The following is a 13,905-nucleotide window of genomic DNA, read 5'->3' as shown; positions in this document are numbered from 1 at the left end:
GGTGCCGTGCGGGTCGCCGCGAGCCTAGTGGCCGACGCCCACGCGAGGGCGAGCCGCCCCCAGCCCCGGGCGTGTGGAAGGCCATCCCAGATCCGCTGCCTCCCGCGGACGGGTCCCGTCCGCCGCGGCAGGGTGCGTGGTGCGCCGGCGGCCAGGTCGGATCCCGACGGAAGGTGAACCCGATGACCCCCCTCACGGGCACCCCCTCCGCCCCACCGACCTGGCCGTCGGTTGCCTCGACGCCCCGGCGCGCGCTCGTCGTCGGCGTGGTGGCCGGACGCGGGGGCGGCGGCGCCTCGACGCTCGCGGCCGCGCTCGCCCGCCAGCTCGCGCGGCGGACCGCGACCGCCCTGGTGGACCTCGACCGCGCCTCGGGCGGGATCGACGTCCTGCTGGGGCTGGAGGGTGCCGACGGGGTGCGCTGGCCGGACCTGGCGGACGCGCGCGGCGAGGTGTCGGGAGCCGACGTGCTGGCGCTGCTGCCGCGGTGGGGGTCGTGCGCGGTGCTCAGCGCCGACCGGGCCCGGCCGGGGGCGCCCGAGCCCGCGGTCGTGGCCGACGTCCTGCACGCGCTGACCAGTGCGGCGGGTGCCCTCGTCCTCGACCTGGACCGGGCCTCCGTCGTGGCCGGGGAGTCGCTGGCGAGAGCGTGCGACGCGGTGCTCGTGGTGGCCCCGCGGGACCTGCGCACCGTGGCCGGCATCCTGGCGATGCGGCCGCACCTGGGCGCCGGCGTGCCCGCGTCGCTGATCGTGCGCGGCCCGGCGCCCGGCGGTCTCGGCACCGCAGAGCTGGCCGAGGCCGTGGACCTGCCGGTCCTGGCCAGCCTGCCGACGGACCGGCGCGTGTCGGCGGCGCTCGAGCGGGGCGGGGTGCCCGTCGGCGGCCGGATCGCTCGCGCCGCCGACCGGATCGTGGCTGCGCTCGACCGGAGCGTGCGGTGACTGCGTTGGTCCGGGGGGTCGGCCCGGACTTCCTCGACGCCGTCCGGACGAGGCTGGGTGCGGGCGGAGAGTCCGGCGACGCCCTCGGGGCAGTCGTCGAGGCGGCGGCGCGGGAGGCCGGGGCGGTGCTCGGCTCCCGTGCGCTGACGTCGATGACCCGGACGGTGCGCGACGAGCTCTTCGGTGCGGGTCGGCTCCAGGGGTTCCTCGACGACCCCGAGGTCACCGACGTGCTGGTCAACGGACCGCGCGACGTGTGGGTGGAGCGCGCGGGACGGTTGACCCGGGCGGACGTCGACCTCGGCGGCGTCGACGACGTCCGCGCGCTCGCGGTCCGGCTGGCGGCGGCGGGTGGCCAGCGCCTCGACGACGCCTCGCCCGCGGTCGACGCCCGCCTGCCGGACGGGACCCGGCTGCATGCCGTGCTCCCGCCTGTGGCCGAGGGGTGTGCCCTGATCAGCCTGCGCGTGGTCCGGTCCCGCGCGTTCACGGTGGAGCAGCTGGTCGCGTCCGGCACCCTGGCGCCCGCGCTCGTCCCGGTGGTCCGGGCGCTGGTGTCCACCCGCGCCAACCTGCTGATCTCGGGCTCGACCGGCTCCGGCAAGACCACGCTCCTGGCCGCCCTGCTGTCGCTGGTCCCGCACGACGAACGGCTGGTGGTGGTCGAGGAGGCGGGTGAGCTCGCACCGGCGCACCCGCACGTGGTCCGCCTGCTGGCTAGGCACGCCAACGTCGACGGCGCCGGCCGGGTGGACCTGGCTGGCCTGGTGCGGCATGCGCTGCGGATGCGGCCCGACCGGATCGTGCTCGGCGAGTGCCGCGGCGCCGAGGTGCGCGAGGTGCTCGCCGCGTTGAACACCGGGCACGACGGCGGGTGCGCCACCGTGCACGCGAACGCGGCGGCGGACGTACCGGCGCGGCTCGAGGCGCTCGCCGCGCTGGCGGGGATGTCCCGCGAGGCGGTGGCCGCGCAGGCCGCGAGCGCGTTCGACGCGGTGCTCCACCTGCGCCGCGCCGGCCGGCGTTACGTCGCGGAGGTGGGTGTCGTCCGCCGGGGCTCCTCGGGCGAGCTGGAGGTGGCGTGCGCGCTCCAGGTCAGCCCGACGGGTGTCACGACCGTCGGGCCCGCGTGGCCCGCATTAGCCGCCCGCCTCGGTCTCGCGGTCGAGTCGCCCCGATGAGCCTGGTCGTGGGGGCGCTAACCGGGCTCGCCGTTGCTGCGGTGACGGGGACGCCGGGTCGGCGGGTGCGCGCGGCGACCCCGCCGAGCCCTGCGGGGGCCGTGGTGGGTGCGCGTCGGCCGGGTGGTGACCTGTCGGAGCGGCTGCTCGGCGTCGCGGCCCAGCTGCGTGCGGGGGCCACCCCGGCGCAGGCGTGGTCGCGGGTGCTCGGCACGGTCGCCGGCGGTCCCGTGCCCACCGCCGCCGCGCTGCTCGGGGCGACGGTCCCGCCGCGCCGGGGGCCGATCCGTCGCCGGGCGCGCGACGGGGACGTCCAGCGGGTCCGCGCGGTGCTGGCGGCGGCGCAGGTGTCCGACCAGCTGGGCGCACCCCTGGCCGGTGTTCTCGAGCGCATCGCGGCAGCCGTCGCCGCCGACGAGGAGGCGGAGGGCGCGCGACGGGCGGCCCTCGCCGGACCGCGGTCGACCGCGCAGGTGCTCGCGTGGCTCCCGCTGCTCGGGGTGGCGCTAGGCGCCCTGCTGGGTGCCGACCCCGTCGGGGTGGTGCTCTCCGGCGGGCTCGGGACGACGTCGGCCGTGCTCGGTGTGGCACTCCTGCTGGCGGGGCGGTGGTGGACGTCCGCCCTGCTGTCCCGGGCGGGCCGCGCGGGAGCAGCCGGTCCGGTGGTGCGTCGCACCAGGACGGTCGCGCGGCGGTGACGCCACTGGTGCTCGCCGTCGTCGTCGCGTCGTCGGTCGGTGCGGCGACCAGCCCGTGGTGGTGGGGCCGTGCTCGGTCGAGGCCCACGGGTGCTCCGCGTGTGCCGCGGCGCGCGACGGCGGGGAGGCCGCCTGCACCGCTGGACCCCGTGCTGCTGCTCGACCTGATCGACGTGGCGATCGCGACGGGTGCGTCGGTGCCGCGCGCGCTGGCCGCGGTGGGTGCGGCTGTCGGTGGAGAGCAGGGCGACGCCCTGGCTCGGGGTGCGACCGGCCTGCTGCTGGGCGCGTCGTGGCACTCGGCCTGGTCGGGCGCACCCGTGTCGGGCGTCGTCGATGTGCTGGAGGCCAGCTGGACGACGGGGTCCGCGCCCGGGCCGGCGTTGCGCGGGCGGGCCGACCAGCTGCGGCGGGAGCGCCGCGCTCGCACGGCTGCTGCCGCGGGTTCGCTCGGGGTGCAGCTGGTCCTCCCGCTCGGGCTCTGCTTCCTGCCCGCGTTCGTGCTGCTCGGACTGGTCCCGATGCTGCTCAGCCTCGCCGGCGACCTGCTCGGCTGACGAGACGTCCACAGCCCGGCCCTTCTGCACGGGGTCCACCGATCGGGCTCCGGCCACCCCGAGGGCGTCGCCCGACGCCGACGCTGGCGAGGCTCCGACAGTCGTCGGTGCTCCGCGAGAGGAGAGGTCATGACGACCACAGAGATGCCCCACAGCCGGCCAGCCGACGACGCCGTCACGCCCGAGGGCGCCCCGACGGCGGGCACCGACGCCCCGGCCCATCGCAGGGCCGTGCTCCCGCGCGCCGCCCTCGCCATGCACGCTCCCGGCCGGCACGTCCGCACCCGGCTGACCGACGCCGGGATGGCGACCGCCGAGTACGCCATCGCGACCCTGGCGGCGGTCGGCTTCGCCGGACTGCTCGTCGTCATCCTCAAGGGGAACGAGGTGAAGGGCCTGCTGCTGGGGATCATCCGACAGGCGCTCTCGCTGTGACGACCGCGGGCCGGCGGGACCGCGGGAGCGTCACCGCCGAGCTCGCGGTGGGGCTGCCCGCGGTCGTCCTTCTGCTTGTCGCCCTGCTCACCGTGGCGTCGGCGGCGGTCGCGCAGACCCGGTGCACCGACGCGGCGCGGGCGGGCGCCCGGTCGGCGGCGCTCGGTGAGGCCGACGGGACGGTCGTGGCGACCGCGCGGCGGCTCGCCGGTGAGGGTGCCGCGGTGGCGGTGAGCCGGTCGGAGGGCTGGGTGACGGTGACGGTCTCGGACGCCGTCGGGTCCTGGCAGGGAACACCCCTGCGGGCGCACGCGTCGGCCGTCGCGCGGGCGGAACCGTGACCGGCGGGCGCGGGTGTCGGGACGATCGCGGGTCGGGGACGGTCCTGCTGCTGGCGCTGGTCGCGGTGCTCCTGGTCGTGGCCGGTCTGCTCGGCCTGCTCGCCTCGGCCCAGCTGGCCCGTGGGCGCGCGCAGTCGGCCGCGGACCTGGGCGCGCTCGCGGGGGCGGCCCGGCTGCTGGCTGCGGGCACCGGCGACCCGTGCGCGGCGGCCGGGCAGGCGGTGCGGCGGAACGGGGGCGCGCTCGCCGCCTGCACCGATGACGGGCGCGGAGTGCTGACCGTGCGGGTGCTGGTGCCGACCGCGACCGGCACCGCGTCCGCCTGGGCGCGCGCCGGCCCCGTGTCGGCACGCTCGTGACGGCCCGGTCGCCGTCAGGCCGCCGGCGCGTGGGAGAGGACCACGTCGAGCAGCCGGACGGCCGCGGCCTTGTCCAGGGGGTTGTTGGCGTTGCCGCACTTCGGCGACTGCACGCAGGCAGGGCAGCCGGTCAGGCACCGGCAGGCGGCGATCGCGTCGCGGGTGGCCCGGAGCCACGTGGCGCCGAGCGTGAAGCCGCGCTCCGCGAAGCCGGCACCGCCGGGGTAGGCGTCGTGCACGAACACGGTGGCGTGCTCGGTGTCCACGTGCAGCGCGGTCGACAGCCCGCCGAGGTCCCACCGGTCGCAGGTCGCAAGCAGGGGTAGCAGCCCGATCGAGGCGTGCTCGGCGGCGTGCAGGGCTCCGGGTGTGGCCTCGACGGTCACGCCCGCGGCGAGCAGGACCTCGGCCGGCGCGGTCCACCAGACCGCGGTGGTGCGCAGCGTGCGGGCGGGCAGGTCGAGCTCCTCGGTCCCCAGCACCTGGAGGTCGGGGATGCGCTTGCGCTGGTAGCCCAGCACCTGGGTGGTCACGTCGACCGACCCGAACCCCCAGGTGATCGGCCCCCAGGGCACCTCGGCGTCGACCGACTGGATCTCCGTCGTCGTGACCCAGCGCGCCCAGGTGCCGTAGTCCACGTCGCGTCGGGTGACCAGGGCGATGCCGTCCTCGAGGCGCAGCTCGTCGACGACGAACGTGGCGCCCTGGTGCACGTAGACGGCACCGTCGTGCACGGTGGAGTCGGCGGAGGCGGCGTCGACCGTGCCGAGCAGCCGCCCGGTGACCGACTCCACCACGCGGACGGGGTCCCCGCCGGACCCGCGCAGGTCGGTCAGGCGGCTGGCCGGCTCGTTGTGCGTCCAGTACCAGCCGGAGGGTCGGCGGCGCAGGGTCCCGCGCTCGACCAGCTCGGCCAGCAGGTCGGCGGTGCGGGGGCCGAACAGGTCCAGCTCCTCCGTGCGCAGCGGGAGCTCGGCCGCGGCGGCGCACAGGTGGGGGGCGAGCACGTACGGGTTGGTGGTGTCGAAGACCGTGGCCTCGACGGGCGTGTCGAAGATCGCCTCGGCATGGTGCACCAGGAACGTGTCCAGGGGGTCCTCGCGGGCGACCAGGACGACGAGCCCGTCGGTGCCGGCCCGCCCAGCGCGCCCGGCCTGCTGCCACAGCGACACCCGCGTGCCCGGCCAGCCGGCGATGAGCACCGCGTCGAGTCCCGAGATGTCGACGCCGAGCTCGAGCGCGTTCGTCGTCGCGAGCGCGCGCAGCGCCCCCGACCGGATCGCGGACTCGAGCGCGCGGCGCTCCTCGGGCAGGTAGCCCCCGCGGTAGGCCGAGACCGAGGCGGCGAGCGTCGGGTCGATCTCCAGCAGGTGCGCGCGGGTGGTGGCCGCGACGGACTCCGCGCCCCGACGCGACCGCGTGAACGCCAGGGAGCGGGCGCCCGCGGCGGTGAGGTCGGCGAGCAGGTCGGCGATCTCCGCGGTGGCCGTGCGCCGCGGACGGTCGGAGGGTTCCGCGACGATCCGGTCGCCCGTGCCGAGGGGGCCGGACCCCTCGCCCGGCGCAGGCGTGCCGATGCCGGGGAGGACGGCGGCGAGCAGCTCCGACAGCACGACCGGCTCCGCGCCACCCGGACCGGCCGGGACGGCAGAGGGCTCCTCGGTGCCGTTCGCGGTCGCGCCGTCTCCCCAGACGTCGTCAGGCGCCGGGACGCTGAGGTCGTCCGGTCCGCGCGTGACGTGCCGGGGAAGCGCGAGCGGCGTGGCCCAGGGGTCGTCCTCGGGCAGGAGGGACGACCAGGGCGCTTCGGTGCCCGGCAGCTCCGGCGGCTGCCACAGGACGAACGTCTTGCGGCCGGCGGGGGAGGCGTCGTCGGTCACGGCGGTCACCTCCGAGGGGTCCACGCCGATGAGCCGGGCGGCGCTCGCGGCCGGGTCGGAGGTGGTGGCGGACGCCAGCAGGAAGGTCGGCGTCGCACCGTACGAGGCGGCGAGGCGGCGCAGACGCCGCAGGACCAGGCCCACGTGCGCGCCGAACACGCCGCGGAACGCGTGGCACTCGTCGACCACCACGTACCGCAGCGACCCGAGCAGGCGCGCCCACCGGCGGTGCTGGGGGAGCAGGGCGAAGTGCAGGAAGTCGGGGTTGGTGAGCACCACGTCGGCGTGCTCCTGCACCCAGCGGCGCTCCTCGAGCGAGGTGTCGCCGTCGCAGGTGGCGACGCGGACGTCGCGGGTGCGGGCGGCGACGAGCAGCCGGTCGAGCGCGGCGAGCTGGTCGGCGGCCAGGGCCTTGGTCGGGCACAGGTAGAGCGTCGTCGCGCGACGGGTGACGGACTCGATGCGGCCCGGGTCGAGCAAGGAGCCCGCGGCGGCGGACCGGGCGGTCGTCAGGGCGGGCAGCCAGAACGCGAGGGACTTGCCGGAGCCGGTCGAGGTGGCCAGGACCGTGTGCCGGCCGGACCACGCTGCGTCGGCCGCCTGCACCTGGTGCAGCCAGGGTCGGTCGACCCCCAGGGCGCGGTACCCGTGCACCAGGTCCGCGTCGGCCCACGTCGGCCACTCGGCCTGCACCCCCGGGCGGGACGGCAGGTGCCGCACGTGCGTCATGCGGTCGGTGCGGCGTCCCGCGGCGAGCAGCACGTCGAGCAGCTCACCGGGTTCCACCACCCGACCATCCTCGCACCGGGCGGTCGTCGGGCAGGATCGAGGGCATGGCGGTGCGGATCGACCTCAACTGCGACCTCGGCGAGGAGCTCGACGCCTGGGAGGCGGGCGTCGACGGCCTCGACACGGTGCTGCTCGACGTGGTGACCAGCGCGAACGTCGCGTGCGGCTTCCACGCGGGCGACGAGCGGATCATGGCCGCCGTGTGCCGCGCGGCGGCGGCCCGCCGGGTCGCGGTCGGTGCGCACGTGTCCTACCTGGACCGCGAGCACTTCGGTCGCCGCTTCCTGGACGTGCCGGCCGACGAGCTGCGCGCGCAGGTGGCGCAGCAGGTCGCCGTGCTGGCGGCGATCGCCCTGCGAGGAGGCACCCGGGTGGCCTACGTGAAGCCGCACGGCGCGCTCTACAACGCGGTCGTGCACCACCAGGAGCACGCTCGGTCGGTCGTGGAGGGCGTCGGGGACCTGCCGGTGCTGGGCCTCCCCGGGTCCGCGGTCCTGGAGATCGCCGCCAGGACCGGTCGCCGTGCGGTCGCGGAAGCCTTCGCCGACCGCGGCTACCGGGCGGACGGGACGTTGGTTCCGCGGTCCGAGCCGGGGGCGCTGGTCACCGACGCCGACGAGGTCGCCGCGCGAGTGGTACGGCTGGCGCAGCACGGGGTGGTGCGCGCGGTCGACGGGTCGGACGTCCGCGTGGCGGCGGAGTCGGTGTGCGTGCACTCCGACACTCCCGGCGCCGCGGTGCTCGCGCGCAGGGTGCGGGCGGAGCTGCGGACGAACGGGGTGACGGTCGCACCGTTCGCCCGATGAGCACCCCAACGAATCGGGCCGCCCGTCCGTCATGGTCGGTGTCGGGCCGATCGACCGACGCACCTCGAGCACGGAGAGCGGGCAGCGCGCGTGGACTGGCAGGACGTGCTGGAGCAGCTGGTCCGTGAGCGCGGACCGGCCCTGCTGCGGTACGGCTACCTGCTGACCGGGGACGCGGCGGACGCCCAGGAGCTGGTGCAGGACGCCCTCGTGTCGGTGCTCGCCCGCAAGGCCACGCTCCGGGTGCCCGCCGCCGTGGAGGGCTACGTCCGCCAGACGATGCTCTCCTCCTACATCGACGGGTACCGCCGCCGACGGCGGTGGCTGAGCGTCCGGCACCTGCTCGCCTCGCCGGAGGTCGCGGACGATCCCCGGCTCGGCGTCGACACGCGTCGGGACGTCGTCGCCGCCCTGGCTGGGCTCCCGCCGCGGGTCCGCGCATGCATCGTGCTCCGCTACTTCGAGGACCTCCCCGTGGCCGACATCGCCGACCGTATGCAGATCTCCGCCGGCGCGGTGAAGCGGTACCTCAGCGACGGCGTGCACGGGCTCGAGCGCGTGCTCGGCCCCGTCGCCCCCGATGCACCCTCCGAGTCCCACCTGATCACCACCAGGAGCACCCGATGAGCCTCGACCTGTCCTCCGCGTTGCGCGAGGCCGCCGACCACGCCCCGCTGGGCACGCTCGAGCCGTCGGTGCTGGGCCGCCGGATCCGCCGCCGCCGAGCGACGCGCACCGTGGCACGGACCGCCGGCGGGGTCGGTCTGGCGGGCGCGCTCGCGGTCACCGCGACGCAGACCCCGGGGCTGCTCGACTCGGCCTCGCGCACGGCGCCCGGTGACACCCGGTTGTCCAGGCTCCCCCCCGACCAGGTGGCGACCACGTTGCCCGCCGCGGATCCGGACGCCCCCCCGGGTACCTGTGGCTGGACCGTGCGTGCCCCCGCCGCCGCGTCGCCCTACGAGCTGGGGGTGGCGCTCGGGAACTACCCGACGCAGACCTACTCGTCGATGCCGGTGTACATCTCCGCGCGCCTCACCGAGGCCGTGGCAGGACCGAGCGCCGTCAGGGTGGTGGCAGCGCGCAACGGCGTCGTGGTCGCGGCGGCTGCCGACGTGAGCCAGTGGGACACCGGACCCCTCGGGCCGTCGTCCTTCGCGGGCGGGGACTTCCTGAGCCTCCAGTCCTGTGGCGGCCCGGACAAGAGCAAGGCGCTGCCGGACGGCGACTACGAGGTCTACGCGGCCTACGCCGAGCCTGACACCGGTGAGCTGGTCGCGCTCAGCCCGGCGGAGCCGCTCGTGGTGGCAGGAAACGCCCGGGAGCAGTGGTGCGGCTCCGCCGAGTCCGTGATCCCCGACGGCGACGCGCGGGTCGACCTCGCCGGAGACGTCACCCCCGAGGGTGCCGCGAGCCTCCGGGTCACGTGGACCGGGCACGAGGAGGCGGAGATGCTCGACCAGCGGATCCTGCTCGTCGACGACACGACCGGGGCGGTCGTCGCCGACTCCCGCGCGCCCGCGGAGTCAGAGAGTCGGGCGGGCGGCACGCTCACGCCGGGCGAGCTGGTCGCGCTCTCCGTGCCGGACCGCCCGGACGGCTGCGGCGACGGTCCGCCGCCGTCGGGGATCTACCGCGCGATCGCCGTCGTGACCATCGCGCCGCAGGAAGGAGAGGGGCCCACGACGAACGCGATCGCCGCCGTGGAGCTGTCCGGGACGGTCACCGTCCCGTAGGTCCGGCAAGATCAGCCGCATGACCGACGTGCGCGCGCCGCGGGTGCTGCCCTACGGGGACGACGCCGTCCTGGTCGAGCTCGCGGATCTTGCCGAGGTGCGCGCGCTCGACGACGCGGTGCGTGCCGCCCGGGCGACGGACCCGGAGGCGGCGGCCATCGTCGACCAGGTGCCCGCCGCGCGCACCCTCCTGCTCCGGGTGCGCGACGGTGCCGACGCCGGCAGCCTGCCTGTCGAGCGGTGGTGGGCCGGGCGCACCGACGCCGCGAGGGAGACCGCCACCACCGAGGTCGTCCTCGAGGTGGTCTACGACGGTGCCGACCTCGACGACGTCGCGCGCCTGGCCGGGCTGTCCGTCGACGACGTGATCGCGCGGCACACCGGCGCGCAGTACACCGTCGCGTTCGGCGGCTTCATGCCGGGGTTCGCCTACCTGGTCGGCCTCGACCCGGTGCTGCGCGTCCCGCGGCTGGACAGCCCGCGCGAACGCGTCCCGGCCGGCTCGGTCGCGATCGCCGACGAGTTCAGCGCGGTCTACCCGGCCGCGACCCCGGGCGGGTGGCGCCTGCTGGGCCGGTGCGACGTCCGGCTGTTCGACGTGGACCGCGAGCCACCCGCGCTTCTCCAGCCCGGCACACGAGTCCGGTTCACGGCGTCATGACGAGTGCGCTGGAGGTCGTCGACCCGGGACTGCTCACGCTCGTCGAGGACCTGGGACGGCCCGGCTGGGCGCACATCGGCGTCGGGCGCTCCGGGGCGGCGGACGCGGGCGCGCTGCGGCTGGCCAACCGGCTCGTCGCCAACGACGAGGGTGCCGCGGGGCTCGAGGTGCTGCTGGGCGGGTTGCGGGTGCGCGCCCGCGGGGCCGTGACCGTGGCACTCACCGGCGGGCACGGACCTGCGTGGGTGGACGGTCGGCCGGTGGGGCACGAGGCCGTGCTCGAGCTGCGGGACGGGTCGGAGCTGCGGCTCGGCACGGTGGAGCTCGGGCTGCGGACCTACGTCGCGGTGCGCGGCGGGATCGACGCGCCGCCCGTGCTGGGGTCGCGCAGCACCGACCAGCTGGCCGGGCTCGGACCGGCACCGCTCGCCGCGGGGGACGTCCTGCCGGTCGGACCCGCGCCTGCGGACTGGCCGGTGGTGGACGTCGCCCCGGTGCGCCCGGACCAGGGCGGCGCGCTCCCGATCGTGCGAGGCCCGCACGCCGACTGGTTCGACGACGCCCTGGAACGGCTGTGCGGCCCGCACGAGTACCGCGTCACGCCGGCGACGAACCGGGTGGCCGTGCGGCTCGACGGGCCGACCCTCGGGCGGACCGCCCAGCACGAGGGTCGCGAGCTCCCGTCGGAGGGTCTGGTGGTCGGCGCGGTGCAGGTTCCGCCCGACGGTCGACCGGTCGTGTTCGGCGTCGACCACCCCGTGACGGGGGGCTATCCGGTGGTCGCGGTGGTCCGCCGGCACGCGCTCGGGCGGCTCGGACAGCTGCGTCCCGGAGACCCCGTGCGGTTCGCGCCGGGCTGACGACAAGGCCGCCGGGAGCGACACGCCGCGACTTCACTCGCTCGACGACGATCCCCGCACGGGGACCGTCCGGCGACCGGGACCTAAGGCCCACTCCGCGCCAGGCCGCGGGCATAGAAATCTCTACATCTAGTCCTCATCGACCGCCTAGACCACAGCATGTTGTGGTGGCGGTCGGAGGCACCTCATCGTGGAGCAGGGAGTACGGGGCATGTCGGAGAAGGTCGTCGTGGACGTCGGTTCGTCGATCGAGGAGTACCTCGACCGCAGTGACTGGCGGGTGTCCGCCAACGCGAACCAGGGCTACTCGCTGGGCGGTCTGATCCTCCAGACCAGCGGCAAGGTCGTCGCCAACTACTGGCTGAGCCACGTCTACCCGCCCGAGGTCGGCACGGCGCACCGCGAGGGCGACCTGCACGTGCACGACCTCGACATGCTCTCCGGCTACTGCGCCGGCTGGTCGCTGCGGAACCTGCTCCAGGAGGGCCTCAACGGCGTCCCGGGCAAGGTCGACGCGCGCCCGCCGCGCCACTTCAGCGCCGCGGTCGGCCAGATCGTCAACTTCCTCGGCACCATGCAGAACGAGTGGGCCGGCGCGCAGGCGTTCAGCTCGTTCGACACCTACCTGGCGCCGTACGTGCGCCTCGACGGACTGACCTACGCGCAGGTGCTCCAGGGCATCCAGGAGCTGGTCTACAACCTCAACGTGCCGTCGCGGTGGGGCACGCAGACGCCGTTCACCAACCTCACGTTCGACTGGGTGTGCCCGGACGACCTGCGCGACGAGATCCCGTTCGTCGCCGAGGAGCCGTGCGACTTCACGTACGGCGACCTCCAGGTCGAGATGGACATGATCAACCGCGCGTACATCGAGATCATGACCACGGGGGACGCGTCGGGCCGGGTGTTCACGTTCCCGATCCCCACGTACAACATCACCAAGGACTTCGACTGGAACAGCGAGAACGCCGAGGCGCTCTTCGCGATGACCGCCAAGTACGGCCTGCCGTACTTCCAGAACTTCCTCAACTCCGAGCTGAACCCCGGCGACGTCCGGTCGATGTGCTGCCGCCTCCAGCTGGACCTGCGCGAGCTGCTCAAGCGCGGCAACGGCCTGTTCGGCTCGGCGGAGCAGACCGGCTCCATCGGCGTCGTCACCATCAACTGCGGCCGGCTCGGCTACGTGCACCGCGGCGACGAGGCCGGCCTGTTCGCGCAGCTCGACACGCTGATCGACCTGGCGTGCACGTCCCTGGAGCTCAAGCGCGAGCTCATCCAGCGCCTGATCGACGACGGCCTGTTCCCGTACACCCGCCGCTACCTGGGCACCCTCGAGAACCACTTCTCGACGATCGGCGTCAACGGCCTGCACGAGATGGTCCGGAACTTCACGGGCGACGAGTACGGCATCGTCGACCCGCGCGGGCACGAGCTGGTCATCCGCCTGCTCGACCACGTCCGGACGCGGATGGTGGAGCTGCAGGAGGCGACCGGCCACCTCTACAACCTGGAGGCGACGCCCGCGGAGGGCGCCACCTACCGGTTCGCCAAGGAGGACCGCCGCCGGTTCCCCGGGATCCTTCAGGCCGGCACCGACAGCCACCCCTACTACACGAACTCCTCGCAGCTCCCGGTCGGGTTCACCGACGACCCGTTCGAGGCGCTGACCCGCCAGGACGAGCTGCAGACCAAGTACACGGGCGGCACGGTGCTGCACCTCTACATGGCGGAGCGCCTCTCCACCGCCGACGCCTGCCGCGAGCTGGTCAAGCGCGCCCTGTCGACGTTCCGGCTGCCGTACCTGACCGTGACGCCGACGTTCTCGATCTGCCCGAACCACGGCTACCTCGCGGGCGAGCACCAGACGTGCACCACGTGCGGCCAGACGTGCGAGGTGTGGACCCGCGTCATGGGGTACCACCGCCCGGTCAGCTCGTTCAACATCGGCAAGCAGGGTGAGCACGCCGAGCGCACGCCGTTCCGAGAGCCGGCGCTCGTGTGAAGGAGGTCGCCGTCGCCGGTCTGGTTCCGCTCTCGTCGTGCGACTGGCCGGGAAAGCTCGTCGCGACGGTCTTCCTGCAGGGCTGCCCGTGGCGGTGCACCTACTGCCACAACGCGTCGATCCTCGATCCGCGCGCTCCCGGGCAGGTCCCGTGGGACGACGTGCTCGCGCTGCTGGACCGGCGGCACGGGCTGCTCGACGGGCTGGTCTTCTCGGGCGGGGAGCCGACGATGCAGTGGGCGCTGCGCGACGCCGCGGTGCAGGTGCGCGACGCCGGGTTCGGCGTGGGCCTGCACACCTCCGGCGCCTACCCGCGGCGGCTCGAGGCCGTGCTCCCGCACGTCGACTGGGTGGGTCTGGACGTGAAGGCTCCCGCACGGCTGTACCGCGCGATCACCCAGGTCGGCGGACCGCGGACCAGCGCGGACGCTGCGTTCACCTCGCTGCGGCTGGTGCTCGACGCGGGGGTCGACGTGCAGGTGCGCACCACGGTCGACCCGACGGTCCTGAGCGACGCCGACGTGGCGGAGCTCGGGGCCGTCCTGGCCGACCTCGGGGTGCGCGACCACGTGCTCCAGGAGGTCAGGCCGGACGGCACGACGACCGAGTACCAGGCGGCTCTGACGGAGGCGCGCCGGTTGCCCGCGTGACCCGAT

General features: G+C 75.4%; 15 protein-coding genes. 14 read left to right on the top strand and 1 reads right to left on the bottom strand.

The window, feature by feature from the left end; translation table 11 throughout:
* Positions 1–182: 182 nt before the first annotated feature.
* From ssd to ACO06A_RS04535, 7 genes are all read left to right on the top strand, one after another.
* The gene (ssd, locus tag ACO06A_RS04565; protein ID WP_421734858.1) at positions 183–944 is read left to right on the top strand and encodes a septum site-determining protein Ssd; all 762 of its coding nucleotides are present in this window, start codon (positions 183–185) and stop codon (positions 942–944) included.
* Positions 941–2,125, top strand: coding sequence for a TadA family conjugal transfer-associated ATPase (locus ACO06A_RS04560; protein WP_421734857.1), 1,185 nt, complete (start codon positions 941–943; stop codon positions 2,123–2,125). The genes ssd and ACO06A_RS04560 overlap by 4 nt, the downstream gene beginning before the upstream one ends.
* Entirely contained in the window at positions 2,122–2,823 is a 702-nt protein-coding gene (locus tag ACO06A_RS04555; RefSeq protein ID WP_421734856.1) for a type II secretion protein F, read from the top strand. The genes ACO06A_RS04560 and ACO06A_RS04555 overlap by 4 nt, the downstream gene beginning before the upstream one ends.
* Positions 2,820–3,380, top strand: coding sequence for a type II secretion system F family protein (locus tag ACO06A_RS04550; RefSeq protein ID WP_421734855.1), 561 nt, complete (start codon positions 2,820–2,822; stop codon positions 3,378–3,380). Before ACO06A_RS04555 ends, ACO06A_RS04550 begins: the two co-directional genes overlap by 4 nt.
* Before the next feature lie 129 nt (positions 3,381–3,509).
* The gene (locus ACO06A_RS04545; RefSeq protein ID WP_421734854.1) at positions 3,510–3,815 is read left to right on the top strand and encodes a DUF4244 domain-containing protein; all 306 of its coding nucleotides are present in this window, start codon (positions 3,510–3,512) and stop codon (positions 3,813–3,815) included.
* Complete coding sequence (locus tag ACO06A_RS04540) at positions 3,812–4,156, top strand: TadE family type IV pilus minor pilin (RefSeq protein ID WP_175345973.1); 345 nt, start codon at positions 3,812–3,814, stop codon at positions 4,154–4,156. Before ACO06A_RS04545 ends, ACO06A_RS04540 begins: the two co-directional genes overlap by 4 nt.
* Positions 4,153–4,515 (top strand): Rv3654c family TadE-like protein, encoded by a 363-nt coding sequence (locus tag ACO06A_RS04535; protein WP_421734853.1) that lies wholly within the window; start codon positions 4,153–4,155, stop codon positions 4,513–4,515. The genes ACO06A_RS04540 and ACO06A_RS04535 overlap by 4 nt, the downstream gene beginning before the upstream one ends.
* Positions 4,516–4,529: 14 nt before the next feature.
* Here ACO06A_RS04535 and ACO06A_RS04530 read toward each other — a convergent pair whose 3' ends face one another.
* Positions 4,530–7,124 (bottom strand): DEAD/DEAH box helicase, encoded by a 2,595-nt coding sequence (locus ACO06A_RS04530; protein WP_421736015.1) that lies wholly within the window; start codon positions 7,122–7,124, stop codon positions 4,530–4,532.
* Between the two features lie 104 nt (positions 7,125–7,228).
* On the opposite strand from ACO06A_RS04530, the gene ACO06A_RS04525 reads away from it, so the two are divergent.
* From ACO06A_RS04525 to ACO06A_RS04495, 7 genes are all read left to right on the top strand, one after another.
* Positions 7,229–7,990 carry a LamB/YcsF family protein gene (locus ACO06A_RS04525; protein WP_421734852.1) on the top strand — a complete coding sequence of 254 codons (762 nt, stop codon included), beginning with the start codon at positions 7,229–7,231 and terminating at the stop codon, positions 7,988–7,990.
* Positions 7,991–8,080: 90 nt separating this feature from the next.
* Positions 8,081–8,617 carry a sigma-70 family RNA polymerase sigma factor gene (locus ACO06A_RS04520; protein ID WP_421734851.1) on the top strand — a complete coding sequence of 179 codons (537 nt, stop codon included), beginning with the start codon at positions 8,081–8,083 and terminating at the stop codon, positions 8,615–8,617.
* On the top strand, positions 8,614–9,726 hold the full coding sequence (locus ACO06A_RS04515; protein ID WP_421734850.1) for a hypothetical protein: 1,113 nt from the start codon (positions 8,614–8,616) through the stop codon (positions 9,724–9,726). The genes ACO06A_RS04520 and ACO06A_RS04515 overlap by 4 nt, the downstream gene beginning before the upstream one ends.
* A 19-nt stretch (positions 9,727–9,745) precedes the next feature.
* Entirely contained in the window at positions 9,746–10,387 is a 642-nt protein-coding gene (locus ACO06A_RS04510; protein WP_421734849.1) for a 5-oxoprolinase subunit B family protein, read from the top strand.
* Positions 10,384–11,247: a biotin-dependent carboxyltransferase family protein gene (locus ACO06A_RS04505; protein WP_421734848.1), complete on the top strand. Its 864-nt coding sequence runs from the start codon at positions 10,384–10,386 to the stop codon at positions 11,245–11,247. The genes ACO06A_RS04510 and ACO06A_RS04505 overlap by 4 nt, the downstream gene beginning before the upstream one ends.
* 211 nt (positions 11,248–11,458) lie before the next feature.
* Entirely contained in the window at positions 11,459–13,249 is a 1,791-nt protein-coding gene (locus tag ACO06A_RS04500) for a ribonucleoside triphosphate reductase (protein ID WP_421734847.1), read from the top strand.
* The gene (locus ACO06A_RS04495) at positions 13,246–13,899 is read left to right on the top strand and encodes an anaerobic ribonucleoside-triphosphate reductase activating protein (protein WP_421734846.1); all 654 of its coding nucleotides are present in this window, start codon (positions 13,246–13,248) and stop codon (positions 13,897–13,899) included. The genes ACO06A_RS04500 and ACO06A_RS04495 overlap by 4 nt, the downstream gene beginning before the upstream one ends.
* The last annotated feature ends 6 nt before the right edge of the window (positions 13,900–13,905 follow it).

It is taken from the genome of Cellulomonas sp. (genome assembly GCF_965229465.1).
Taxonomy (GTDB): domain Bacteria; phylum Actinomycetota; class Actinomycetes; order Actinomycetales; family Cellulomonadaceae; genus Cellulomonas.
The sequence above is the reverse complement of the archived record's forward strand: the minus strand, read 5'-3'. Positions and strand labels throughout refer to the sequence as shown.